This is a genomic window from Neobacillus sp. PVCKKU3 (assembly GCF_058323225.1).
The window spans coordinates 23918-50168 of record NZ_JBLVQN010000007.1 but is presented as its reverse complement, the minus strand read 5'-3'; the positions used below and the strand labels follow the sequence as shown (position 1 = coordinate 50168).

At 42.4% G+C, this 26251-nt stretch carries 23 protein-coding genes and 1 riboswitch; of the genes, 12 read left to right on the top strand and 11 right to left on the bottom strand.

Annotated features, from left to right (window positions below):
* Positions 1 to 304: 304 nt before the first annotated feature.
* Entirely contained in the window at positions 305 to 868 is a 564-nt protein-coding gene (locus tag ACNQGS_RS06695; protein ID WP_491486655.1) for a YdhK family protein, read from the top strand.
* A 57-nt stretch (positions 869 to 925) separates the two neighbouring features.
* Here the strand turns inward: ACNQGS_RS06695 and ACNQGS_RS06690 are convergent, their stop codons facing one another.
* Both ACNQGS_RS06690 and ACNQGS_RS06685 read right to left on the bottom strand, forming a co-directional pair.
* Positions 926 to 1066 carry a hypothetical protein gene (locus ACNQGS_RS06690; RefSeq protein WP_213144183.1) on the bottom strand — a complete coding sequence of 47 codons (141 nt, stop codon included), beginning with the start codon at positions 1064 to 1066 and terminating at the stop codon, positions 926 to 928.
* A gap of 67 nt (positions 1067 to 1133) precedes the next feature.
* Positions 1134 to 1334: a hypothetical protein gene (locus tag ACNQGS_RS06685; protein WP_491486654.1), complete on the bottom strand. Its 201-nt coding sequence runs from the start codon at positions 1332 to 1334 to the stop codon at positions 1134 to 1136.
* Between the two features lie 254 nt (positions 1335 to 1588).
* Between ACNQGS_RS06685 and ACNQGS_RS06680 the strand changes: the two genes are divergently transcribed.
* Positions 1589 to 1981 carry a hypothetical protein gene (locus ACNQGS_RS06680; RefSeq protein ID WP_491486653.1) on the top strand — a complete coding sequence of 131 codons (393 nt, stop codon included), beginning with the start codon at positions 1589 to 1591 and terminating at the stop codon, positions 1979 to 1981.
* A 2-nt stretch (positions 1982 to 1983) separates the two neighbouring features.
* Positions 1984 to 3348: a 4Fe-4S binding protein gene (locus ACNQGS_RS06675; RefSeq protein WP_491486652.1), complete on the top strand. Its 1365-nt coding sequence runs from the start codon at positions 1984 to 1986 to the stop codon at positions 3346 to 3348.
* Positions 3349 to 3457: 109 nt separating this feature from the next.
* On the opposite strand, the gene ACNQGS_RS06670 is transcribed toward ACNQGS_RS06675, so the two are convergent.
* From ACNQGS_RS06670 to ACNQGS_RS06650, 5 genes are all read right to left on the bottom strand, one after another.
* Positions 3458 to 4663, bottom strand: a complete 1206-nt coding sequence (locus ACNQGS_RS06670; RefSeq protein ID WP_491486651.1) for an ABC transporter permease — start codon at positions 4661 to 4663, stop codon at positions 3458 to 3460.
* On the bottom strand, positions 4660 to 5343 hold the full coding sequence (locus tag ACNQGS_RS06665) for an ABC transporter ATP-binding protein (protein ID WP_491486650.1): 684 nt from the start codon (positions 5341 to 5343) through the stop codon (positions 4660 to 4662). Before ACNQGS_RS06665 ends, ACNQGS_RS06670 begins: the two co-directional genes overlap by 4 nt.
* Positions 5327 to 6559: an efflux RND transporter periplasmic adaptor subunit gene (locus ACNQGS_RS06660; protein WP_491486649.1), complete on the bottom strand. Its 1233-nt coding sequence runs from the start codon at positions 6557 to 6559 to the stop codon at positions 5327 to 5329. Before ACNQGS_RS06660 ends, ACNQGS_RS06665 begins: the two co-directional genes overlap by 17 nt.
* 324 nt (positions 6560 to 6883) lie before the next feature.
* On the bottom strand, positions 6884 to 7528 hold the full coding sequence (locus ACNQGS_RS06655; protein WP_491486648.1) for a response regulator: 645 nt from the start codon (positions 7526 to 7528) through the stop codon (positions 6884 to 6886).
* On the bottom strand, positions 7528 to 8319 hold the full coding sequence (locus ACNQGS_RS06650; protein WP_491486647.1) for a sensor histidine kinase: 792 nt from the start codon (positions 8317 to 8319) through the stop codon (positions 7528 to 7530). Before ACNQGS_RS06650 ends, ACNQGS_RS06655 begins: the two co-directional genes overlap by 1 nt.
* Before the next feature lie 183 nt (positions 8320 to 8502).
* On the opposite strand from ACNQGS_RS06650, the gene ACNQGS_RS06645 reads away from it, so the two are divergent.
* Both ACNQGS_RS06645 and ACNQGS_RS06640 read left to right on the top strand, forming a co-directional pair.
* Positions 8503 to 10077: a copper resistance CopC/CopD family protein gene (locus tag ACNQGS_RS06645; protein WP_491486646.1), complete on the top strand. Its 1575-nt coding sequence runs from the start codon at positions 8503 to 8505 to the stop codon at positions 10075 to 10077.
* Positions 10078 to 10099: 22 nt separating this feature from the next.
* The gene (locus tag ACNQGS_RS06640; RefSeq protein WP_491486645.1) at positions 10100 to 10747 is read left to right on the top strand and encodes a YcnI family copper-binding membrane protein; all 648 of its coding nucleotides are present in this window, start codon (positions 10100 to 10102) and stop codon (positions 10745 to 10747) included.
* Between the two features lie 154 nt (positions 10748 to 10901).
* Here the strand turns inward: ACNQGS_RS06640 and ACNQGS_RS06635 are convergent, their stop codons facing one another.
* The 3 genes from ACNQGS_RS06635 to ACNQGS_RS06625 form a co-directional block, all read right to left on the bottom strand.
* Positions 10902 to 11624 (bottom strand): amino acid ABC transporter ATP-binding protein, encoded by a 723-nt coding sequence (locus tag ACNQGS_RS06635; protein WP_491486644.1) that lies wholly within the window; start codon positions 11622 to 11624, stop codon positions 10902 to 10904.
* A complete protein-coding gene (locus ACNQGS_RS06630; RefSeq protein WP_491486643.1) occupies positions 11621 to 12304 on the bottom strand; it encodes an amino acid ABC transporter permease in 684 nt (227 codons plus the stop codon). The genes ACNQGS_RS06635 and ACNQGS_RS06630 overlap by 4 nt, the downstream gene beginning before the upstream one ends.
* A gap of 99 nt (positions 12305 to 12403) precedes the next feature.
* Positions 12404 to 13198, bottom strand: a complete 795-nt coding sequence (locus ACNQGS_RS06625) for an ABC transporter substrate-binding protein (protein WP_491486740.1) — start codon at positions 13196 to 13198, stop codon at positions 12404 to 12406.
* A 68-nt stretch (positions 13199 to 13266) separates the two neighbouring features.
* A riboswitch (Lysine riboswitch) is annotated at positions 13267 to 13451 on the bottom strand.
* 181 nt (positions 13452 to 13632) lie between these two features.
* On the opposite strand from ACNQGS_RS06625, the gene ACNQGS_RS06620 reads away from it, so the two are divergent.
* Positions 13633 to 15282, top strand: a complete 1650-nt coding sequence (locus ACNQGS_RS06620) for a M20/M25/M40 family metallo-hydrolase (protein WP_491486642.1) — start codon at positions 13633 to 13635, stop codon at positions 15280 to 15282.
* Between the two features lie 95 nt (positions 15283 to 15377).
* Positions 15378 to 15923: a TVP38/TMEM64 family protein gene (locus ACNQGS_RS06615; RefSeq protein WP_491486641.1), complete on the top strand. Its 546-nt coding sequence runs from the start codon at positions 15378 to 15380 to the stop codon at positions 15921 to 15923.
* Between the two features lie 47 nt (positions 15924 to 15970).
* Here the strand turns inward: ACNQGS_RS06615 and ACNQGS_RS06610 are convergent, their stop codons facing one another.
* Entirely contained in the window at positions 15971 to 18337 is a 2367-nt protein-coding gene (locus ACNQGS_RS06610; RefSeq protein WP_491486640.1) for an immune inhibitor A domain-containing protein, read from the bottom strand.
* Between the two features lie 421 nt (positions 18338 to 18758).
* Between ACNQGS_RS06610 and ACNQGS_RS06605 the strand changes: the two genes are divergently transcribed.
* From ACNQGS_RS06605 to uvrA, 5 genes are all read left to right on the top strand, one after another.
* A complete protein-coding gene (locus ACNQGS_RS06605; RefSeq protein ID WP_491486639.1) occupies positions 18759 to 19043 on the top strand; it encodes a YhdT family protein in 285 nt (94 codons plus the stop codon).
* On the top strand, positions 19040 to 20485 hold the full coding sequence (panF, locus tag ACNQGS_RS06600) for a sodium/pantothenate symporter (protein WP_491486638.1): 1446 nt from the start codon (positions 19040 to 19042) through the stop codon (positions 20483 to 20485). Before ACNQGS_RS06605 ends, panF begins: the two co-directional genes overlap by 4 nt.
* Before the next feature lie 100 nt (positions 20486 to 20585).
* A complete protein-coding gene (locus ACNQGS_RS06595) occupies positions 20586 to 20831 on the top strand; it encodes a CsbA family protein (RefSeq protein WP_261363790.1) in 246 nt (81 codons plus the stop codon).
* A gap of 287 nt (positions 20832 to 21118) precedes the next feature.
* The gene (uvrB, locus tag ACNQGS_RS06590) at positions 21119 to 23098 is read left to right on the top strand and encodes an excinuclease ABC subunit UvrB (RefSeq protein WP_491486637.1); all 1980 of its coding nucleotides are present in this window, start codon (positions 21119 to 21121) and stop codon (positions 23096 to 23098) included.
* 39 nt (positions 23099 to 23137) lie between these two features.
* The gene (gene uvrA, locus ACNQGS_RS06585) at positions 23138 to 26011 is read left to right on the top strand and encodes an excinuclease ABC subunit UvrA (RefSeq protein WP_491486636.1); all 2874 of its coding nucleotides are present in this window, start codon (positions 23138 to 23140) and stop codon (positions 26009 to 26011) included.
* Positions 26012 to 26251 lie beyond the last annotated feature (240 nt).

Below are 26251 nucleotides of genomic sequence, written 5' to 3'. Positions count from 1 at the left end.
TTTAATCCTTTATCACACTACCATATTATAATACTAAAATACTATCTAGTACAATAGCAGTATAATAAAAATAATATTAAGAATATTAAATACATACTGTGCTTTGGAGTATTAACCAAAAGAGTTTATTTATTTTTTTGTAGGAAATAAAAATAATGAAAGAACAGGCATTATAATTTTTCAAGACTTCTTTGAGGCTCGAAATATAGTTTCCTAAATTCCTACTATGGATATATATAAATCCATAATTTCTGCACATTTATTTAGTAATATTCAATTTAAATTAACTTGTAAGGAGGAAACCATGAAAAGTAAAAGAGCGTTAATAGGTTTTATTTCTTTAGCATTCATGCTGATGTTATCTGCTTGTGCAAGCAATGGTAATCAAAAGGGTTCGGAACAAACTAAAGATATGGGACATAAAGGTATGGATATGGAACATTCTAGTTCAGGAGAAGTTCCTAAAGGATTAAAAGTAAAAGAGAATCCAACCTATAAAGTAGGGGATAAAGCAATTATTCACACAGAACATATGGAGGGGATGGACGGTGCTGAAGCAACGATCGTAGGTGCGTATGATACGATAGCATATGCTGTTACCTATACCCCAACTACAGGAGGAGAAAAAGTAAAGAACCACAAATGGGTTATTCAAGAGGAGTTTAAAAATGCTGGTAGTGAACCTTTAAAACCAGGGTCGGAAGTAACGATTGAAGCAGACCACATGAAAGGGATGAAGGGGGCAACAGGCACAATCGATTCAGCAGAACAAACAACCGTATACATGGTTGATTACACACCAACTACAGGTGGAGAAAAAGTGACAAACCATAAATGGGTAACAGAAAGTGAACTTTCATCTAAATAGCGTTCACTTATTGAAGATATAAAAGGCTTGGCAGTAACGCCAAGCCTTTTAAACAATTTAGTTCATTTTTTGATTTCGTAATGCTAATTTAACTGCAAAATAAACAACTCCGCCTATAACAGCAAGACCTATCAGCCACATCAGGATACACATTACCACTCCCATGGTTCCGCCCATCATTCCATAAGAGCCCATCATGTCAAATCACCTCATCGTTAAAATTGGTTCATCATATTTTCACTTTTGGTTTCCGATGTTCCTCCCATCATTCGCCCTTTTCATGGCAGGCTTTGTACATGTCCTCTAACTCTTGTTTAGAGGAATCCGGGTGCATTTTTTGCATGAAAGGAAGCATCTTATCAAAGCTTAGGCCTTCTCCAGTGTTATTATTTCCAGCAGCAAATACCGCCGTGCCTGCTCCCAGGATTAATGCAGCAGAAAATAATCCAAACGCTAACTTCTTCACTTTTAGCATCTCCTTCCTTTGTTTATACCTTCATCATAGAGCAAAAATATGCAGAAAAAATGGATATCTCGTGTCAATGTTATGAAGATTTAGCCCTTAGTGAAGTTTTGACAAAAAAATGAACAATCCTAATAGATATATATGCTGCCATATTATCTTCATCAAAAATGCATAGAAACTGCAAACTTACCCACTAAATTATAGGCATAAAGCAAACAGATAATAAGTTACTAAACTTAATGGAGGTGCAAAAAGTGAAAAGGATATTTCTCGTTTTATTTGCTTTAGCATTTATTTTCTCATTTGATTTAAAAGCTTTAGCAGATGAGGGTCACTCGCATGATGAAAGTGTCAAGAAAGCGGCAGAAAGCTTCAAAAGTGGTTCACAGGCAAGCAATGAGGATCATGAGAACATGGAAGGAATGGACCATGATGGCAGAAGCAGTGATCATGCCAACATGGAGGGTATGAACCATGAAAGTGGAAGCAATGATCAAGCTACTCATGAAGAGGGAGGCGGACACAGTCACGGTGCAGTAGCCGAAACACCGCCAAATTATAAAGTGTTAGGAACATATGGAGCTGTAAATCTATCATTTGTTATGATTGGCATTTGGAACAAATGGTTTAGAAGGAAGGAGAAATAACTATGGCAATGCCTGAGGGAAAAATAAAACCAGAAAAAGCACCTTTTGACCTGCTTTCCATTCCATTTGTAAAAAAGTTTGTCAAAAGCAAATGGTATCCCGGAATTTTTCAATGGATTGTTATTACCGTGTTTTCGATCATTGTATTTGAATTAGTTATGGGTACGGTCAACCCAAGTAAGAACTTTGGAACAACGATGACCTGGGTACTGTGGTGGCCGATCATTCCAATTATTTTCTTAGTTGCCGGCCGCTTCTGGTGTGCAATCTGTCCGTTTGGTAAATTGAGTGACATTGTTCGAAAAACCATCGGCGCGAACCGGCCGATGCCAAAGTTTCTAAGAAAATACGGAATATGGTTGATAGATTTATTCTTTATTGCAATTACGTATAGTGACCACGTTTGGGGCATTGTAGAATCCCCAAGGGGTTCCGGATATTTATTGCTGCTGCTCGTAACAATGGTAGTAGCGACTTCTGTTTTTTATGAAAGAAGAACTTTCTGTAAAACACTTTGCTTCCTGGGCGGATTGGCCGGAAACTATTCCAGATCAGGGGCAGTTAAGTTAACCACTACACCTGATATTTGCAAAACGTGTAAAGTGCAATCCTGCTATCGGGGAACCGAAAAGGTCGAAGGGTGTCCAATGTTCCAATTTCCAAGAACGATGGAATCCAGTGCGGAGTGTAATCTTTGTGCTAACTGTGTGAAAAACTGTCCTAACAACTCTATTAAAATTGAGACGAGAATTCCAACAAAAGAACTGTGGGACTTAAAAAATCCGAAGATTGAGCATGCATCCCTTGCTGCTGTTATCATGGGTATCGTTTTCGTCCAAAATATTACGATGCTTGAACCATGGCAGGATATTCTAAGTGCGATTGGGACTGTGACAGGAACCACTAATTACACGGTTAATTTTACAGTAGCCTTTATCATTGCGATGGCTATTCCGATTCTATTATTGTTAGGAACGGCAAAGATTGCGTCATTATTTGGAATGGAAGGTACTGTGAAAAAGAACTTTACCCGTTTTGGCTATGCGATTATTCCGTTGGATCTTGCCGGCCACTTAGGTCATAACCTGTTCCACATCTTTACTGAAGGAAAAGCAATCTGGTATAACTCAATTGGTTTATTTGGAGTACAGTCTAATCCATCAAGCTTAAGCTTGGCTTCGACACCAACAGTTCAAATGATTCAGTATGCGATTATTTTAATCGGTTGGGTAGGTACCACTTATGTTGTGTACAGAATGGGTAAAAAATCAAGCTTTAAGGCGGTTCTGCCATATTATTTACTAATGTTTGCGCTAACGATTGTCAATATTTATTTGTTCTCATTACCTATGATGCACAGGGTTTAATGAAGTGTGAAAATTAAACCAGTATTACATCTTTATTAACAGGCAAAAAAGCATCAAACATGAAATTTAACTAGTTTGATGCTTTTTGCCTTAATTCATCAAATTCAATTTATTCATAACGTAAAGCATCAATTGGACTAAGCTTTGATGCTTTATTAGCAGGGAGGATGCCGAAAATAATCCCGATAAAGGCAGAAAAACTAATTCCAATGAGCACAATTAATGGGCTCATTGTGGCAGTAATTGGTGATACTTTTGAAACAATTATCGTACCGATTGTGGCTAACCCCATTCCAATCAGTCCTCCCAAAGAAGTTAACGTAATCGCTTCAATTAGAAATTGCAGGAGTATTTTTCTGCGTGTTGCGCCGATTGCTTTCCGAAGTCCGATTTCCCTTGTTCGTTCTGTAACCGAAACTAGCATAATATTCATGACGCCAATCCCGCCAACTAACAAGGAAATACCTGCAATACTTCCAATCAGCAGTGTCAGCAACGAAATCATATTATTTAATTCCTTTTCATAATCTTCGAAGCTATTTGTTGTATACTTTCCATCTTCCAGTCCTTTTTTTTCTGTCAAGGTTTCTGCAGCCAATCTGCCAGTCGCTGAAACTTTCTCAGGATCACTTGCAATCACAGATAATTGTTCAATTTCCCGATTGCCAAACATCATCGAAATGACAGCCCGAGGCATCATCATTTCACCGTTATCCTTGTTCCGGAATTGCTCAGGAATAGGTGATTCATAGACACCAACGACTTTATAAGGATTGCCGTTTAAATCAATAATTTCACCAATAGGATTTTCAGATTCCTTGAAGAATTTCTTTCGGGCAACAGTGTCAATCATGACTACTCGATTCAGCCCGTCATTATCTGCTGCATAAAAGGACCGGCCTTCCGGAACCTTAACTTTTCTGGCAGAGAAGTATTCAGCACCGACACCGGTGATTTGCATGTCTCCCTGCACATCATTTCGCACCATCATGCCAAAGCCTTGATTAGTCGCAATAACTGCCTTAACGCCGGGAACTTCAGCAAGTGTTTGGACATCATCGTTGGTAAGCTCAGGTTCCATCCAAAACGTCGGTTCTTCACCTTCTGGGGGAACGTATTCATAGAAAATATTAATCGCATTTTTATCGGTTCCGAAAAATTCATTCGTCATTTTAGTTCTGGTACCTTGTCCAATTGCTACTATAATGATAACAGCGGCAACACCGATAATAATCCCAAGCATCGTTAAGATGGACCGCACCTTATGACTCCAAATCGAGGAAAAGGCAATTTTAAAGCTTTCCCAAATATTCATGAGGCTACCACACTCCGGTCATCTGTAATCATGCCATCTTTTATTGTAATAATCCGCTTCGCGTAGGCTGCGATCTCTTCTTCGTGGGTAACGATAATCACCGTTTTTCCTTCCTCGTTCAGCTGGGTAAATAGCTTCATGATTTGGGCGCTTGTTTTTGAATCGAGAGCCCCAGTTGGCTCATCTGCTAGAATAATTGTGGGATTGTTGACAAGAGCCCTGGCTATGGCGACCCGCTGTTTTTGACCTCCGGATAATTCGCTGGGTAGATGCTTCATCCGGTCTTCTAAACCGACCTTGGTAAGCATCTGCTTCGCCCTTTCGTTTCGTTCCCGTTTTGATATCCCTGCATAAATGAGCGGAGAGGCAACATTTTTCAAAGCATTGTCCCTTGGAAACATAAAGAACTGTTGAAAAACAAAGCCGATATGCTCATTCCTTAATTTTGCCAAGGCGCTCTCTTTTGCGGAGTTGATGATTTCGCCGTTTAATTCATAGATTCCAGATGTCGGGTAATCCAAAAAACCAATGATATTCATCAACGTCGACTTGCCAGACCCTGATGGCCCCATGATTGCAATAAATTCTCCATCTTCAACGGTTAAATCAATTCCATGGAGGACTGGAACCTCAAGTGAACCCTTTCCATAGACTTTTGTGATATTATTTAGCTTCATCAAAAGAGGTCACTTCCATTCCATCATGGATTTGTTCATTTGGCGTGATGACGACAAGCTCACCAAGCTTTACTCCATCTTTAATTTCAATGAATTCATCATTCATTGCACCTGTTTTCACTTCACGTCTTTCCAGCTTTTTATCTGCTAAAACATAGACCACCTTGACTCCACCTTCATCAACAAGCGCCGGGTGTGGAACCGCAAGTTGTTTTTCGGCGCCGCCGACTTTAATTTCTAAAGAAACATGGAAGCCTTGCCGCAGCTCTGAAGTATCATCCGTTATCGCGACCTTAAACGGATACATCGTCACGTTGCCTCCACCTGGAGGGCCTCCAAATTCCCCACCGGCGCCTCCACCGTCTGCCGAAGGGAACTGGGAAACAGATTCGATCGTCCCCTTCCATTCCCGGTCTTTAAATACCTTTGGGCGAATGATGACGGGCTGCCCGTGCTGAATCTTGACAGCGTCAAATTCACTCATGGTCCCAATCACTTTATATGGCTGACTTGAAATAATATGGATGACAGGTTCTGCTGACCCGGTTTCCGTTTTGGCAACGTTAGGGTCAACCTTCACGATGATGCCATCCATTTTGCTTACAACCGTCATGTCATTTTTCTGCGCAGTTAGCTCTTTAATCTTATCATCAGTGGTGGCAATTTCAGATTTTGTGTTTTCATATTGCATCTCCAGCTGAATTTTTTCATTCGACAGCTGATTTACACTTTCTTGGGTAACAGGAGCCTCTTCTGTACTTTCCGAAGTGGAAGCCTGAGTCTGCACTTTCTTCTTCGCATCATTAAGGCGCTTCGTTAGGTCAGCAATTTGATTTTGCTCCGTTTTGGCTCTGCTCGTAAGCAAATCCTTACTGCGAACAGCTCTAGTAAGTTCGCTTTCTATTTTGGTGGAATCGTATACCAGCAGCGCATCACCGGCTTTGACAGCCTGGTTTTCTGCCACTTTAATTTCTTTGATTGCTCCTTTTGGTGGCTCGATAAACACCTTTTGCTCACTTTCAGGCACAATTTTCCCGGTTACGAGAATCGATTGGGCCAGTTCTTTCTGACTTACTTTTTGAACGGTTATTCCCATTGTTGTTTTTGGTTCCGCTCCTGCCATTTGACTCTGTGGCTTGGTAAAAAAATAAGCGGCCGTTCCCCCAATGATTAATACTGCTGCAATCGATACAATCCAAATCCATACCTTTTTCTTCATGCAACTGCGTACCCCCGTCTAGTAATTTATTTTTCTCTCATATTAATCATAGAATATTTTACAAATAATTCAAAAACAATATAAATATGGGAGATTTAATAGATAATTGGAAAATTATCTATTATATTGACGAGATTTCAAACGTAAAGGGTTCAGTAAGTTTAGAAAAAATAGTCTGAAGAGAACTGGGGGATAATTTCGAGCGAAATTATGCCGATTTGTAAAGGGATAACTGGTCCCGTAAAAAAGAGAAGTTCGTGGTAAGTAAGGGTGTTTGACGTCATTATCTAAAGAGGAACCTTTAGGCTTTTGCCAAAGGTTCCTCTATGCTTTTAGGTGTTTAATAGCATAAGAAGCCAGCTGGACACGGTTTTCTAGTCCCAGTTTTTCCAATAAGTTTTTGATATGATTTTTCACCGTATTTTCGGCAATATATAATTGCTCAGCAATCTGTTTATTGGTAATCCCTTCCGTAAGCAGTAACAAAATCTCTTTTTCACGTGGAGTAAGTGCTTTTGCAAACGGAGAGTCTTGCAGGTCCTTTTCTCTGAATTGATAAAGAAGCTTTCCAGCCATACCACGCGTTGCTTCACTCGACCCTTCGACGATGGAGTAAAGATACTGCAGCCAATCATCTGGGTCCATATTCTTCAGGAGGTACCCTTGAGCACCATATTGTATCGCTGTGAATAAATCAGCCACATTATCCGAAACACTTAAAATAATGACCTTTATAAAAGGCAAATTCTCTTTAATCACTTTTGTGGCTTCCAACCCATTTATTAAAGGCATTTCAATATCCATTAAAACGATATCGGGAATAAGTTCCCTGCTTAGTTCAATTGCTTCCGCTCCGTTTTTAGCCTGTCCAATTACTTGAAAAATTTTGTCATCCTCCAGCATGGTGACAATAGCTTCACGCGCATGCGGATGATCATCGGCAATTAACACACGATATGGATGGTCCATTATTTCTTACCTCGCAGCATAATTTTTGTTCCAAGCCCTATTTTTGAAGTAATTTCATATGAGGCACCGAGCTTTTCTGCTCTGCCCTTTAACATCGAAATCCCGTACTGTTTAAGACCGATATTAGTCACTTCAAATCCAACTCCGTTATCTAGAATCTCCAATATCCACTGGTTATCATTGGCATGAAATTTGAAGGATACATTCGAAGCTTCCGAATGCTTTCGGATGTTTGCAAAAGCCTCCTGAATAATGCCAAAAAGCTGTACCTCTTGAGCAGAGGTGAAATAAGCATCCTTTACATCGATGCTGGAATCTATATCAATCCCCGAGACAGTACTCCAGTCTTCCAGCCAATTTTCGATTCTTTTGGAAAAAGAAACATCCTCTGCCGGGTTTATCCTTAGGTTAAAAATGGCCTGTCGCAGCTGGGTGTCAATAGAATTGACAAGAGCTCCTGCTTCGTCAAGCTTTCCTTTTTTTAAATGAACCTTTAATAAAAACAGAGTTTGGGCAATACTGTCATGTAATTCCTTTGCCAACCTTTCTCTTTCTTCATAGATGGCCCGCATTTCCCTTTCAATGGTGATTCGTTTATTTTGTTTTTTCATTAAACGGAAAATCCAAAGGGCGAAAGCATATGAAATAAGAAAAGTTAGGATAGTAATTAAATAATTTCCAGTCTCCATCGATATTTTATGGAGCAGCTCACTATGACGAAAAAATTCAAAACCACCGATTAAAATAGTCGGGATTAGTGCGGTAAGAAACGGAAGAAAACGGTAGGACATTAAAGCTTCTCCTTTATAAACGGCATATCTGTTGATCATACTAACGATACAATACTGTGACGGTTTTATGAACACCTCAGACTGATTTTTTAAAAAATAGCCCCTAAGAGTCATATAAAAAAAAGGCTGAAAATCTTAATTTTATATTAGTAAACTTTTTAATAGTGGAAAAAGGGGGTGATGGTGATTTTAAAAAGATCCCTTCCCTATACCTTATTATTATGGGTGTTGTTGTTACTAGCAACACCACAGGCGGCATTTGCCCATGCTGTTTTGGAAAAGGCTGTACCGGCCCAAGATACCCACTTACAGTCTTCCCCAAAAGAAATTACTCTAGCGTTTAACGAAAGGTTGGAGAATGAATTTTTCGCGCTAAAAGTTTTCGGTGAGAACGGGAAAGAAATCGGCAGAACAAAAGCAAAGCTAAGTGCTGATAAAAAGGAATTGGACTTGAAATTACCAAAACTAGTAGACGGTAATTATACGGTATCCTACCAGGTGATTTCCGCGGACGGCCATCCTGTTAAAGGGTCTTACATATTTTCTGTTGGAGCAGGAGTTACTGGCAAAAGTAAGACTGCCCAGATTCAACAAGAGAATGAAGTATCACCTATAACATCAGCGGGACGGATTTTCTTTTATCTAGCCTTGCTTCTTACAACCGGATGGATTTGGTGGGGAGTATGGCTGAGAAAACAATGGGCGGAATCTGGAGAGTTAAAACGCAGTTATGAAAATAGGGCACTCCTTGCGTTATTGGTCCTTTTGCTTGCCAATATCGGATTTGGTGCCATCTCGGCAGTCGGGTACCTAGACAAATGGAACCTAAGTAACTTAACCGCCATGATGATGGATACAACAGCAGGTCTATCATGGATGATCACGACAATTTTATTGGTTCTTGGATTTTTCATATTGTTCCGTAACCCTTGGATAGATAGTGTCTGGGTATTGCTGATTCTTGCGGCTAAGAGTATCAACGGCCATGCGTTTGCCTTTGAACCAAGGCTCTTAACCGTTTCCTTGGACCTGCTTCATTTGCTGGCAGCAGCCATTTGGGCAGGCGGTTTGCTCTACATTTTGCTCTATTATAAAAAGTTTCAAGAACATGTCCAAAGGTTTTTAGGAGTATTTTCTACGGCGGCCCTTGTCAGTATGGTGGTGTTGATTGGAACAGGATTGATTTCTACATTTATGTATTTGCCAAAAATACAATACCTTTTAGATACACGGTGGGGCACCATGCTATTGGTTAAAACGGTTCTCGTTCTAGTCGTGATCGCTGTTGCCGGGACATTACGTTTTTATCTAAAAAAACAGGCGGAAGGAAATATTCGTAAACTGGTAAAGCTTGATTTTATTCTCATGCTAAGCATTGTATGTATTGTGGGGGTTCTTACCTACCTTAGTCCGATTCCGGAAAATAAGCCGTTATATTGGAATGAAAAAGTGGATGGAATGGATTTTACAACAAACATTTCACCTAAGGTGCCAGGTACCAACTCATTTATGGTGGAGGCGAATTCACATGAGAAAGGGCTTGGGATTAAACGAATAGAGCTTAATCTGATTTACAAAGACAATTCTGATGTCGCTCCGATTCATGTTCCGCTGGAGGTTTACAATCAAGGGAAATATGCCCATTTTATGACTGAGGGCAATTATCTGCCGTTCTCGGGAAACTGGACTGCGGAGGTCCGGATTTTGGATTCTGAGGATAATGAAAAGGTATACCATAAAGATTTTGTTGTTTATTAAAAAATAGATAGGAGAATTTAATATGAAAAAACTTTTAACATCTATGTTATCAATGATTGGGGCCTTATCTCTTTTTGCTGGAATCGCCAGTGCCCATGTTACTGTTCAGCCCAGTGAGACATCACAGGGGAAATATGAAGTATTCACGGTTAAAGTACCTTCAGAAAATGAACAGGTACCAACAACGAAAATTGAAGTGAAAATTCCAGATGATGTCGATGTGACTCGTTTTGAGCCAAAACCGGGCTGGAAATATGACCTTCAAAAGGATACGACGGGCAAAATCACAAGTGTTACTTGGACTACAGAAGGCGAAGGCTTATCACCTACAGAATTTGCAATGTTTAACATGTCCGGAAAAGTTGGCGACAAAGCCGAGAAAATTGTCTGGAAAGCCTACCAAACGTACCAGGATGGAAGTGTCGTAGAATGGGTAGGAGCAGCGGATGCGGACAAGCCTGCTTCAGTCACCGTTGTCCATCCGGCGGTTGCAGGAGATAATGGGCATGGTCATGGTGCTGCCCAAACCGAAAAAAAGGCGGACACTTCAGCTGGCCAAGATCAAAAAACGGAAGATGCAGCTTCATCGAACGTACCGCTCTACCTATCTATTGCAGCACTGATTGTAGGGTTAATTGCTTTAGTGGTTTCTTTTAAAAAGAAATCATAGGCTATCAAGTTTATAAAAAGCCCTTTGTTCGGACATTTCCTTCTGTTATCGAGGAGGTTTTGTCCGAAGTGTCGAAAGAAATAAAGGCTGTCGAGTTTTTCGACAGCCTGTACCTTTTTCTCTTAAAAAAATGAATTATTTCACCGTGATATTCTTATAAAATCTGGTTTAAAAACCTTTGTGTCCGCTCATGCTTTGGATTGGCGAAGATTTCACTTGGATGTCCTTCTTCTATTATATTGCCGTCAGCAAGCATTACGATCCGGCTTGCAACTTCTTTTGCAAAACCCATTTCGTGTGTCACGATGACCATTGTCATTCCTTCACGGGCTAAATCCTTCATTACTTGAAGTACCTCGCCCACAAGCTCAGGGTCCAATGCCGACGTTGGTTCGTCGAATAGCATCACTTTTGGCTCCATTGCCAATGCTCTGGCAATGGCTACACGCTGCTTTTGTCCGCCAGATAATTGGTCAGGGTAGAAGTTGGCTTTATCCTGCAGTCCTACTTTTTTCAGTAGGTCCATTGCTTTGGAGCGGGCCAGATCTTTAGAAACACCCTTTACATGAACAGGGGCCTCAATAATATTTTCTACCACGGTCATGTGCGGGAATAGGTTGAAATGCTGGAATACCATTCCTACTTTTTCCCTTATCTTATTTAGATTTGTTTTTGCAGGATTTATTTTTTCCGTATCGATGATAATGTCTCCGGCTTCTGCTGTCTCTAAAAAGTTTAAGCAGCGGAGAAGGGTGCTTTTCCCTGAACCACTCGCACCGATGAGGACAACAACCTCTTTTTCTTTTACGAGTAAATCTATATTTTTTAAAACGTGAAGTTCCCCGAAAGATTTTGATAGACTTTTAATTTCAATCATGCGGCTGCTGCCTCCTTCGGTCTACTGACATCCAACCTTTTCTCCAATCGGTTTGTAAACCAGGTGAAAATTAACACGATGATCAAATAATAGAGTCCGACAACAAAGTAGGTTTCAAATGGCATATAGTTTTCCCCTTGGACGGTAAGGGCAGTGTTGAATAAGTCTGTTACAGCAATATAGGCAACCAGGGAAGAATCCTTTAAGCTGATAATGAACTGATTCCCCAGCGGCGGGATGGCTCGTTTGAAGGCCTGTGGAAAAATAATTCTGCGCATTGCAAGCGGGTAGGACATCCCTAACGATCTGGCAGCTTCCATTTGACCGCGGTCGATCGATTGGACAGCCCCTCTGAAAATTTCCGCTATATACGCGCCGGTATGGATACTTAATGCAAGCGCACCGGCTGTAAAGCTGTCTAGGGTAAGAATATTAGCGATTCCATAATACAGGAACATGATTTGGACGATTAACGGGGTCCCGCGGATCAGCCCAATATAAATATCTGATATCCAATTAAGAAATTTGATAGAAGAGAGTTTTAAACCGGCAAAGATGATTCCAATGATTAATGCAAATAGTAGAGAAATAATTGTAATGGAAATCGTCATCCATGAGGCTTTCAAGAAGGCAACACCATGCTCACTTAGGATGCCGATTATATTTTGCAAAAAAGTCATGATTTCATTTCAACCTCCTTTGAAAAAACGTAAGCCCCAAGGAATGGAGCTTACGTTATCCAATTTTCCTATTTTTCCATCTTAAAGATGTGCGGGTGATTACTTTTTAAGTAAGTTTTCGTTGAACCATTTTTTGCTAATCTTTTCGTAAGTGCCATCTTTTTGCATGTCGTCAATGGCTTTGTTGATTTTATCAGCAAGTTCTTTGTTTCCCTCTGCTACTGCTACACTAACGCGGTCCTCATTTAGCAGGTCGCCAATCGCCTTGATTTTTAAACCCTTTTCGTTTTTGGCATTCAAACCGACGATTTTATCAGTAATAACGGCATCTAAACGGCCAATTGCCAAGTCCTGAAGAGCATTAACATCGGATGGATATCCTTTTACTTGATCGGATAGTTCAAGGGCCATATCCTTCCAGGTGCTTGCCTGGATGACACCAATTGTTTTTCCCTTTAAATCATCTTTTGAAGTAATAGTGCTGTTGTTATCAGCAACAAAAATTTGGGCGCCTGATAAATAATATGGATTTGTGAAGTCTACTTGCTTATCACGCTCAGGTGTTGCTGTCATACTCCCGATAATCGCATCGTATTTTTTTGCTTTTAATCCTTGGATGATGGTTTCCCATTGGTTTGTTACAGGATTTGCTTTTACACCAATTCTTTTAGCAATCTCATTTCCAATCTCTACGTCAAAACCTGTTAATTTGTCATCCTTCTTAAAGTTTAATGGCGGATATTGCCCGCTCATCGCAAACGACAATGTGCCCTCTTTAATTAGGCCTAAATCTTCACCCTTTGCCTGGTTTGTTTTAGCTGTTTCCTTCGACCCGCATGCTGCTAAAATCACAAGTAATGCAGAAATTACTAATATCATAAGTTTTCTCATGATGCTTCCCCCTTTTTAATATAAAAAGCACCGTCCATGTGACGGTGCCTGACACCCTCATTAAAAGCTTTGAATTAGATAGTTCTCCACAATTCTTAGATGAATTGTGACAGTTCTGCCCCATTTCGAGTACAGCCCCAGCTCTCTGAAAACAGTGATTTCAGAGGCTTCGGCGATTTATCCTTTTTCCTATTTTCATAGATTTCACTGAATCTCTAATAGGATACTTATATAAATCGCGACCTCTACCTCATCTCAAAAGCTTAAAGATGAGGAATTATTATTCATTTCGCAATATTAGTATAAATAAATATTTATACATAGGCAAGTATAATTTTTCTAGAATACTTAATCTATTACAAAAGACTTGACGTAAAATTGTTATTTGGTATACATTTTTCTACAATACTAAAATTTTTAAAAAAGGGGTCAGAATGATGCTGCAATGCCGTGAGGATGTATTGGCATTCACGAATCAGCTCGTGAATATAGAAAGTATCGTGAACACAACGGGTGAAAAAACAATTGCCCATTCTTTATATACATTTATTTCTTCTTTTCCTTATTTTTCAAAAAATCCTTCTTACGTTACGATGCCTCAAACCATTCATGATGAACATGAAAGATATAATGTCTTGGCATTTGTCAAAGGCACAAAAGGGAATAGCAGCCGTACGGTCATTTTGATGGGACACATGGACACGGTTGGCATTGATGACTTTAATCACCTAAAAGAACATGCGTGTTTTCCGGATCAACTAATGGATGCGTTAAAGAGGGAGGAACTGCCTGCGTCGGCGAAAGAGCATTTAGAATCGGGCGACTGGCTGTTTGGCAGAGGCGTGCTCGATATGAAAAGCGGAGTCGCCAGCCATCTTTATCTATTAAAATATTATTCTGAGCATCCCGAAGAGCTTGATGGAAATATTGTCTTATTGGCAGAATGTGATGAAGAGGACAGCTCTCACGGAGTTTTATCTGCCTTAAAGACCCTGAAAAGCTGGAAACAGGAGCATGGTTTTGAATACGTTGCGGCGATCAATTCCGATTTTGTCTCCCCGCGCTTTGCAGGAGATGAGAATCGCTATATCTATATGGGGACAGTGGGCAAGCTTTTACCATCGTTTTTCATTACAGGTGCGGAAACGCATGTAGGCTCATGCTTTGAAGGGCTAGACCCTAACTTTATCGCGGCGGAGCTGACCAAGCAGATTGATTACAATCCTGAGCTTTGCAACGAAGCCTTTGGTGAAATCACGGTTCCGCCTGTTTCTTTAAAACAAACAGACCTGAAACCGTCTTATACCGTTCAGACCGCGTTGGCGGCCTATGTATACTACAATTTCTTCATTCATTCCTGGTCTCCGAAGGATGTCCTGGTGAAATTAAAAGAGCAGGCTCGAATTGCATTTGAAAACGCCTTGAATGCTTTTGATGAAAGATATAAGCAGTTTAGCAGCTTAAGCGGCGAACCATATTTCAAACATCCTTGGCAGCCAAGGGTGTTCACATATGAAGAAATGGAACGACAGTTGGTTATGGAGCACGGTGATACCTTTATCACGCATATGAATCAATTTAAAGAGAGTTTATTAGAGGATAAGGAACTGGATACCCGCATGTTTGCAGCAAGGGTCGTAGAAGAGGCGTGGAACTGGATGAAGGACAAAAATCCTGCCATTATTCTTTTCTATTCATCCCTTTATTCTCCAAGAATCGAGCTGTCAGGCAAGACAGAGCCGGAACAGGCCTTGATCGATGCGTTAAATCAAGCAGTGGAATCGATTCAGCCCGCCTATCCACATCCGATTGTAACGCGGAATTTCTTCCCGTATATCTCTGATATGAGCTTTGTTGCGCTAAGCGATGACGAAGCAGGCATAGAGGCTGTTTCCAATAATAATCCTGGCTGGGGAACAAAGCATTATGTGGAGTACCAAGACATCCGCGACTTAAATGTGCCGGTTATCAATATTGGCCCTTATGGACTAGATGCCCATAAAAAGCTTGAAAGAATGGAAATGACCTATTCACTTGAAGTGGTGCCGAACCTGACTAATCTTGTTATCCGAAATTTATTAAAATAATGAAACTGGGTGTCCTGTGGGACGCCCTATATTTTTTTGCCGGTAAATTATAAAATGGAAGAATGTTATAAGGAACGATCTGATCGGAGGAACAGATGGAGGCGCACATATTAGCTTGGTTTGAAAACAGCGGCACATTTGCAATATGGCTAAGTATCTTGTTGAATATCATCATTAGTTTCTTAGGGGTTGTTCCGAGCGTTTTTCTAACTGCGGCCAACATCACTTTCTTCGGATTTGACCAAGGTCTGTTAATTTCGATTCTTGGTGAGGCCTTTGGAGCCATAATTAGTTTTTATTTATATAGAAAAGGTATAAACAGGGTAAAAAATAAGATTTCGATTAAAAATAAATTTTTAGAAAGATTGCAAAATACGCAGGGTGTGGAAGCATTTTTTCTGATAATCGCACTTAGGATTTTACCTTTTATCCCTTCTGGAGTGGTGACGCTTGTTAGTGCCGGAAGCAAGGTGGGGATCGTTAATTTTTCCATCGCCAGCACGCTTGGAAAAATTCCTGCCCTATTAATAGAGGCTTACTCCGTGAAGCAGGTTTTGAATTGGAGTTTGCAAGGGAAAATCATCTTAGGTTTACTTTCATTTTTTATGGTTGTTACTTTGATAAAAAGGTTTAGAAAATAAGACAAGGGTTCCTACGAATAAAGTGCAGGATACCCTTGTTTGTTTTCTTATTTAAAGATTAATACTTTTCCAACTGTGCCGTCAGCACTTTCTCCAACTACACGGAATTTTAATCCGTAGTTTGGTATGTTACGGCCAGCATCGACAAGGCCTGGATTGCTGTAGTCGGACTTGTCATCGAATAGCGGGTTGCGCTGGGTGAAGTTGTCGGTTAACGTAAATTGCCCTGGGTAATTCAAGAACATTTTTTCAGTTTTGCTTAGGCCAAATGCAGCGTCATGTAATTGGTAACGAGAGGAGCTGACAGTTTTATCGCTCCAGGCTAGAGCGTGCTGGTCAGAATCTACGACACCTAGGAAGCCATCTCCAGGATGGATACCCGTCCAGTTGTTATCATAGGATTCATCAACATACCAAACAACAAGGCCAGGGTCATAGCTCATTAGGGTTGCGCCGCGGCGGATGTGGGATAAACCTGCATCGACACCGTTATGGGAGCGCCATTCTAATAGATAATAATGGGTAGTAGTATATTTGCCATCATGCTTTTCAAAGCCGTTTAATGTAAATTGAGGGGTGTCTTCTGCACCATCAAAGAATACCTGAGCGCCGTCGGCAGTCACTTTTACATTATCAACGAAGAAGCCGTCTAAATTGGTAGCCCAGTCTGTCATAGAGCGGAATTGCAGCTGAATTTTTTGTCCTCTGTATGCTGATAAATCAATTGATTCATGCACCCAGCCATTACTTGAACCGGTATAGCCCGGAAGGTTATCTTTGATTGCGGGGTAACCGTTAGGGTCAAGTTTAGAGCTTGTTCGGTCTGTTGACAGTGATTTCCATGTTTCCCCGTTATCAGTTGATACTTGTACCATGGCGTAATCCCACTCTTTTTCAATGTTGTACCAGGTATCAAAATCAAGGGTAGCACTAGTTTTATTTGTTAAATCAACAGAAGCTACCATCTTATGGTCTGCTTCATCGCCTTTGCCGCCATAATACTCAAATTTTCCGTCCTTTGGCGTGTTCAGGACATTTACTTTGTCTGGCAGGTCAATTCTGACCGCATCATTATTCGTACCCTTTGTTACCCCTTCATCAAGAAGGACAGTCGTGCCTGCCTTTGTGATGTTATCCGAATGAAGAGTTGTTCCGCTCAACCAGTTCCCGCCATGCAGATTTTGCAGCATTTCTCTTGCGTATGGACTAAATCCCGGTGGCTCAGTTCCAGGAATGTCTCCGGCCCAGCTGCCTGCTGACATAATGGACCAATATTCTATTGCTTCTCCAGCACCTGTATATTGAGTATCATACTCATCAGGAAGACCTAAGTCATGACCGAATTCGTGAGAGAATACTCCGGCTGCGCCGTCTTCAGGTTCGATGGTGTAGTCGTACGCCCCTAAAAGGCCACCAAAACGATCGCTATTCGATTTTCCCCCAGGTACAGCAACTAAATTTCCAAGATTCCAGCGATGTGACCAAATAGCATCACCGCCTAATTTACCACCGCCGGCCTCTTCACCGACTCCAGCATGAATCACCATAAGGTGGTCGATAATACCGTCTGGTTCATTATAAACGCCGTCATTGTCGTAATCATCACGATCCCAAACATCATATTCACTCAGGTCAACATTTGGATCCTGCCCTGCTTTAGTGAGAGCTTCATACACTAAGGTTCTTGGACGAGCGTCGCTTCCATCCGGCGTCGGATAGTTTCCACCATAGTAAGCAGCAGGATGATCCGCCGTATACCAGCCTGCTACCGTTCCGTCAACCGTATAGCTACCGCCTGATTGCTGCTCATAATACTGTTTCATCGAAACAAGCTTTTCACCGTTAGGGCCATCGTAGCCATTTGCTCCGAAAATCATATCTTGGAAATGGTCATGGGTATAGTCCTCATACCACATGTCCGTCTCATCTTTAGTGATCGAGCTTTTCTCGTAATCTGGGAAATCAATCGCCAGAACAAGAACTTTGTCATGACGGACCTCTCCGTTATATCCTTCTTTTTGAACAGGATCTACAGTATTTTTATTAGCCTGTCCTAATTTATTACCATTTCCATTTTTTAGTCCGTTTGATTTTGGCTTGGTACTTTCTTTAACTGTGCCAATTCCGGCAGGGAGCTGGTCTTTTGTCTTGAAAGCTTTGCCTTTTGCTTTTAGATATTGTTGTAATGCCTTTTCCGCCTCTGCAGGGCTTGCATTTTTAGCAATTTTCCCTTGGCGCTTTAGCATTTCTATTAATCTCTCATCATTAGCAATCCCCAGGTCAACCGTTGACCCCTGTGCCGATACTTTTGCTGCCGGCCCTGCGGCTTTTCCGGTAGGTACTGCGGCCACGTTCAGCATTCCCAGCCCTAAAGATAGCGCTAGTGCTGTAGAAAATAGTTTTCTTCTTTTCATAAAGCCCCTCCTAGACAATATTTGTAACCGCTTTCACTATTTGTTCTATAAAAAACTTACGCTATGTACCATTCCCCCTACAGGGTTACTAAAAAAACTTAGTGTCCCTAAGAAAATAGAATCTATTTTAATAATAAAATTGGTACGGAAAATTGTAAATATTTAAAATATTAAATGTTAAAAATAGTTAAATTATCCCAAAAATCGGAAACATACTTCGTCTTTTGATAAGCATTCTTCAACATAAAGAGGGAATTTTCTCCTATTTTTTCAAGTGATTAGGTTTGGTAAAATATTCATTATTCGTTAAAATAGGAAATTGGAATTATATCCCGTATCATAGGGAAGAATTAACGCTTTAAAGCATTCGAGGTCAGGCATCGCTTGGCAATGCATTAAAGTGATGATTAGGAGGGGTTTTGTGAAGAAGCGAGATAACCCACTGGACAAGCGGTTTAAGATTGCCCACCGGGAAGCGTTAATCGGCGTGGTTTTGGTTGTAATCAATTTTGTATGGTGGTACGGGTTTGCTTACGGTTTGGGGTCCAAAAAGGTAGAGGATTACTCATACATATTCGGCTTGCCGGCCTGGTTTTTCTATAGCTGCATCGCCGGATTTATCGTAATGGTCATTCTTGTCAGCCTGACCGTGAAGTTTCTATTTAAAGATGTACCGTTTGAAGAGGAAGAGAGGAATGCCGAGTGAACTGGGCAGTCATTACGCCATTAATTATTTTTTTATTCATCATTTTTGCTGTCGGCTTCTGGTCGAATAAATTTGTCCTCAAATCCAACTCATTTTTGGAGGAATATTTTTTAGGTGAACGTCAAATGGGCGGTTTCATTCTTGCGATGACGATGGTCGCCACTTATGGCAGTGCTTCAAGCTTTATCGGCGGACCGGGTGTAGCCTATACACAAGGTCTGGGCTGGGTGCTGCTGGCGATGGCTCAGCTGGCGACCGGATATTTTACCTTAATGGTCTTGGGAAAGAAATTTGCGATTATTTCCCGCCAGTATAAGGCCATTACCTTGATTGATTTTTTGAAAAATCGTTATCATAGCAAAACAGTCGTTCTTTTATCAGCAGCCAGTATTATTATTTTTCTATTCTCATCGATGACGGCTCAATGGATTGGCGGGGCAAGGTTGGTGGAGTCGTTAACTGGACTGCCGTATACGGTTGCATTATTAATCTTTGCTTTCTCAGTCCTTGTTTTTGTTATTGTGGGCGGTTTCCGGGCTGTTGCTCTGACGGATACGATTCAAGGTGTCGTCATGTTCATGGGAACTTTAATTCTTCTTATTGCCACCATTAAGGCAGGCGGAGGAATCCCAAGGATCATATCCGATTTGGCGGCAGAAAATCCTAACTTAATCAGCCCATTTGGTGCCGAACGCACTTTAACACCGGCGTATGTTTCCTCGTTTTGGATTTTAGTTGGGATTGGCGTCGTCGGTCTGCCGCAGATTGCGGTTCGGGCCATGTCCTATAAAAACTCAAAGGCAATGCATAATGCCATTATCATTGGAACAGTTGTGGTCGGCTTTATCATGCTTGGCATGCACCTCATTGGCGTTTTCGCAAGACCAGTGCTCCCAGGTGTTAAAATCGGCGATACCGTTATGCCGCTGCTTTCCATGAAAGTGCTCCCGCCGTTTGTTGCGGGTATCGTGCTGGCGGCTCCGATGGCGGCCATCATGTCAACAGTTGATGCCCTGTTGATTTTGGTCAGCTCGGCATTGGTGAAGGATGTTTATCTAAATTATATTAAACCGTCCGCCAGCGACCAGCAAATTAAAAAGGTAAGTTTCAGCGTAACGGCGATTATTGGTGTCATGGTCATTTTGCTCGCCTTGAGTCCGCCGGATTTAATCATTTGGCTCAATCTATTTTCGTTTGGCGGCTTGGAGTCCGTGTTTATTTGGCCGGTTATTTTAGGCTTGTATTGGAGCAAGGGGAATAAATATGGGGCGATTACTTCGATGATTTTGGGGATGAGTTCGTACATTATCTTTGACCGATTTTATCCTAATTCCCTCGGCGTGCACACGGTGGTGCTGCCAATCCTGATTTCCCTGGCTGGATTTGTCGTGGCAAGTATGTTTACTGATTCTAAAACCAGCAGTCTTGGACTGGAAAAATAGGCAGCTTTTCAGGATGCCCCCGCTTCGGAACTATTTTTGTTGCAATTTTCTTTGTGAATTTTTAAAATGAATTAACAGAATGAAGAGGTGGGGGATCCCATTGGTAGAGGTTATTCGCCATTTATCGGCGCTTATCATGCCAGGTTTATTAGTGTTATTTTTTACAAGGGTTACATACAATCGGGTGATTGGCCTTGTCCTGACGGTGGCGCTTATCGCAGCTTCTGTATACAAGGGGTATACCAATACGTTTGTCCTGATTGTCATTGATGCCTTTTCGCTGACCGCCGGCTTCTGGCTCGCCGCGAAAATGAAGCCCAAAACCGTTAGAAAAATTGATGGATAATAGTCTGCCTTAATTGGCAGGCTTTTTTTAGTTTAAATGAGGCTCTTTTTGCCCTGGGAAGGGTAAAAGAGGGTGCCACCGGTAAAAATAGACCTCTTATTTTTACTAGAAAGAGTTTTTTACAAAGGAAAGAAGGAAATAGATAAAAAACGAATATTAGTTCGCATATTATTGGTTTGATTTTGGGTAAATGTGTTAAAATGTTAATATGAAATTTAGGAGGATACACTTTCTAGCTGCCTCAAGAAAGTGTGAACGGTAGTTTTCTAAAAAGGGAGGGAAACCGTGTGAAGGACCAATTTGAGTTAGTTTCAAAGTATTCCCCACAAGGCGACCAGCCGGGTGCCATTAAAGAACTTGTCGAAGGCATCCGAAACAATAAGAAGTACCAGACGCTTCTTGGTGCAACAGGTACGGGGAAGACTTTTACCATTTCAAACGTGATAAAGGAAATTAATAAACCAACCCTTGTCATCGCCCACAATAAAACATTAGCCGGCCAGCTTTACAGTGAGTTCAAGGAGTTTTTTCCAAACAACGCAGTAGAGTATTTTGTCAGCTATTACGATTATTATCAGCCGGAAGCGTACGTTCCGCAGACAGATACGTTTATTGAAAAAGATGCCAGCATCAACGATGAGATTGATAAACTGCGGCACTCCGCGACTTCTTCTTTGTTCGAACGCAAGGACGTCATCATCATCGCCAGCGTATCCTGCATTTACGGCCTCGGTTCGCCGGAGGAATACCGGGAGATGGTGGTTTCCCTCCGCACTGGCATGGAAATTGAGCGCAATCAGCTGCTTCATCGTCTGGTTGATATCCAATATGAACGAAATGATATCGATTTTAAGCGCGGGACGTTCCGTGTACGTGGCGATGTGGTCGAGATATTCCCGGTTTCCCGCGATGAACACTGTATGCGGGTTGAATTTTTCGGGGATGAAATTGACAGGATCCGCGAGGTTGACGCCCTGACCGGTGAAATCATCGGTGAACGCGATCATGTGGCAATTTTCCCGGCATCCCACTTCGTTACCAGGGAAGAGAAGATGCGAATAGCCATCGAGAATATTGAAAAAGAGCTTGAAGAACGGCTTGCCATAATGCGTGAAAACAATAAGCTGCTGGAGGCACAGCGGCTGGAACAGCGCACCCGCTATGACTTAGAAATGATGCGTGAAATGGGTTTTTGTTCCGGAATCGAGAACTACTCGCGCCATCTGACCCTCAGACCGGCAGGCTCGACACCATATACATTATTAGATTATTTTCCAGAAGACTTCCTTATAGTAATTGACGAGTCGCACGTAACCCTGCCGCAAATCAGGGGAATGTTCAATGGCGACAAGGCGCGGAAGGAAGTTCTGGTTGAACATGGTTTCCGCCTTCCATCTGCGTTGGATAACCGACCGCTCACGTTTGACGAGTTTGAAAAACATATCAATAACATCGTCTTCGTTTCAGCGACACCGGGACCTTATGAGCAAGAGCATACACCAGAAATGATAGAGCAAATCATTCGCCCAACTGGACTACTAGATCCAACCATCGATGTCCGTCCAATCCAAGGGCAAATTGATGACCTGATTGGCGAAATTCAGGATCGCGTTAAACGAAACGAACGCGTCCTGGTCACGACTTTAACGAAAAAAATGTCCGAAGACTTAACGGATTATCTGAAGGAAATTGGCATCAAGGTCCAGTATTTGCACTCTGAGATCAAAACGCTTGAGCGGATTGAAATTATCCGTGAGCTTCGTCTTGGTAAATACGATGTTTTGGTCGGAATCAACCTGCTCCGGGAAGGTCTCGATATTCCAGAGGTTTCTTTGGTTACCATTCTTGATGCCGACAAGGAAGGCTTCCTCCGTTCGGAACGTTCCTTGATTCAGACGATCGGCCGGGCGGCCCGGAATGCAAACGGTCATGTCATCATGTATGCGGACCGAATGACCAATTCAATGGAATTGGCCATCAGCGAGACGAAGCGCCGCCGTGCTATACAAGAGGAGTACAATGAAAAGCATGGCATTACGCCTAAGACTATTCAGAAGGATATCCGTGATGTCATCCGCGCTACCCATGCGGCGGAAGAACAGGAAGATTACAAACCGACTGCAGCATTTGGCAAGATGACGAAGAAGGAACGAGACAAACTGATTGGCGATATGGAAAAAGAAATGAAGGCTGCCGCCAAAGCGCTTGATTTTGAGCGTGCCGCAGAGCTTCGTGATTTAATTTTGGAATTAAAGGCGGAAGGGTAACAAAACACCGCTTTTATAAACGGAAGGATGACGTAATGCATGGCAATGGAAAAATTAATTGTGAAAGGTGCCAGAACCCACAATTTAAAAAATGTCGATGTCACCATTCCGAGAGATAAGCTTGTTGTATTGACAGGACTTTCCGGGTCAGGAAAGTCCTCGCTCGCGTTTGATACGATTTATGCAGAAGGTCAGCGCCGCTATGTGGAATCACTCTCGGCCTACGCAAGGCAGTTTCTCGGACAAATGGATAAGCCCGATGTGGACATGATCGAAGGTTTGTCTCCGGCAATTTCAATCGATCAAAAAACAACTAGCCGGAATCCGCGCTCAACGGTCGGAACGGTGACCGAAATCTACGATTATTTAAGATTGTTATTTGCCAGAGTCGGACATCCAACCTGTCCGATTCACCATATTGAAATCTCCTCACAAACCATTGAGCAGATGGTCGACCGTGTTCTTGAATATCCGGAACGGACGAAAATGCAAATCCTCGCTCCTGTGATTTCAGGGCGTAAAGGACAGCATGTTAAGGTATTTGAAGACATTAAAAAGCAGGGCTTTGTCCGTGTCCGAGTTGACGGGGAAATGCTCGACCTGAGCGACGAGATTGAGCTTGATAAAAATAAAAAGCATTCGATTGAAGTGGTTGTTGACCGGATTGTCATTAAAGAAGGTATCGCCGCTCGTGTCGCGGACTCCATTGAAACCGCCTTGGGTCTTGGCGAAGGAAAGGTAATCGTCGACGTGATTGGCGAGGAAGAGCTTCTGTTCAGTGAAAACCACTCATGCCCTCAATGCGGATTTTCGATTGGGGAACTGGAGCCGCGGATGTTCTCATTTAACAGTCCGTTCGGAGCCTGCCCGCAATGTGATGGCTTGGGCTCAAAGCTTGAGGTTGATCTCGATTTGGTGATTCCAAATAAAGATTTGACCTTGAAGCAGCATGCGATTGCTCCATGGGAACCAACAAGCTCACAATATTACCCGCAGCTGCTGGAAGCAGTCTGCAATCATTATGGTATTGAAATGGATATTCCTGTAAAGGACCTTCCGGAACACCAGCTTGAAAAAATTCTCTATGGCTCAGGTTCGGAAAAAATTTACTTCCGCTACGAGAACGATTTTGGGCAGCTCCGCGAGGGCTATATCCAATTTGAAGGTGTCATTAGCAATGTCGAGCGCCGCTACAAGGAGACAAGCTCTGATTTCATCCGCGAGCAAATGGAAAAATACATGGGCCATCAGCCATGCCCAACCTGTAAAGGCTACCGTTTGAAGAAAGAAGCACTGGCTGTTTTAATCAACGGCCGTCATATCTCACAAATAACCGAACTTGCCATTGATGAAGCGAAGGCCTTTTTCTCGAGCCTTCAGCTTTCTGAAAAAGAAGAGCAGATTTCCAGATTGATTTTACGAGAAATAGACGAGCGCATAGGCTTTCTGATCAATGTTGGTCTCGATTATCTGAATTTAAGCAGGCAGGCAGGGACACTTTCAGGGGGAGAGGCTCAGCGGATCCGCTTGGCGACACAAATCGGTTCCCGGTTGACAGGCGTGCTCTATATCTTGGATGAACCGTCTATCGGGCTTCACCAGCGGGACAATGACCGGTTAATTGGGACGCTGCAAAATATGCGTGATATCGGCAACACGCTGATTGTCGTTGAGCATGATGAGGATACGATGATGGCCGCGGATTACTTGATTGATATTGGTCCGGGTGCCGGGGTGCACGGAGGTGAAGTCGTTTCCGCTGGAACACCGGCAGAGGTGATGGCCGATCCGAACTCGCTGACAGGCCAGTATTTGTCCGGGAAAAAGTTTATTCCGCTTCCGCTTGAACGCCGCAAGTCGGATGGCCGCTACGTCGAAATCAAAGGGGCGGCCGAAAACAATTTAAAAAATGTCAACGTGAAGATTCCATTAGGGCAATTTATCGCCGTAACGGGCGTTTCCGGTTCTGGAAAAAGTACGCTTGTGAATGAAATCCTTCATAAGGCGCTGGCACAGAAGCTTAATCGCGCAAAAACGAAGCCAGGCCAACACAAGAGTATTAATGGTATAGAACATTTAGAAAAGGTCATTGATATCGACCAGTCACCAATCGGTCGGACGCCACGCTCCAATCCGGCAACTTACACCGGTGTGTTTGATGACATTCGTGATGTGTATGCTGCCACAAACGAATCCAAAGTCCGAGGATACAAAAAGGGCCGCTTCAGCTTTAACGTAAAAGGCGGCCGCTGTGAAGCCTGCCGCGGTGACGGGATTATTAAAATCGAAATGCACTTTTTACCTGATGTTTATGTTCCTTGCGAGGTTTGTCACGGTAAACGCTACAACCGTGAAACGCTCGAGGTAAAATACAAAGGCAAAAATATTTCTGAAGTTCTCGATATGACCGTTGAGGACGCAGTGAAATTTTTCGAAAACATTCCAAAAATCAGCCGCAAGCTCCAGACTATTTATGATGTGGGACTAGGTTACATGAGGCTTGGCCAGCCGGCAACGACGATGTCGGGAGGGGAAGCACAGCGCGTCAAGCTTGCCTCCGAGCTGCACCGCCGCTCCAATGGCCGTTCGTTCTATATCTTGGACGAGCCGACAACCGGCCTCCATGTAGACGACATTTCACGTTTGCTTGTGGTGCTGCAGCGCTTAGTCGAGAATGGCGACACCGTATTGGTCATAGAGCATAACCTGGATGTTATCAAAACCGCCGATTACCTGATCGACCTCGGACCAGAGGGCGGCGACAAAGGCGGTACGATTGTCGCTACGGGAACGCCGGAAAAGGTTGCTGAAGTTCCCGGATCGTACACAGGTAAGTACTTAAAGCCCATCCTCGAGCGCGACCGCTTAAGAATGAAACAGGAAATTGAAGATAAAAGTGCTATTAATGCATAGATAAGGTCTAGGAAGAGCCGGAACCGCTTAAGAAGTGGGACCGGCTCTTTTTTGTCTGGGAAATTACCGATTACTCGATGTTGCTGACCTCGGAATTGGTGTTCGGCGGATAATGGCGGGAAATTGGCGGATATGCTGCACAGTTCGGCGGATATACCCAAAGTTTTGGCGGATATAATCGGGATTTAAGCGGATAACTCCCAAGGTCTAGTGGACAACCCCAAGAGTCCAATCCTTAAA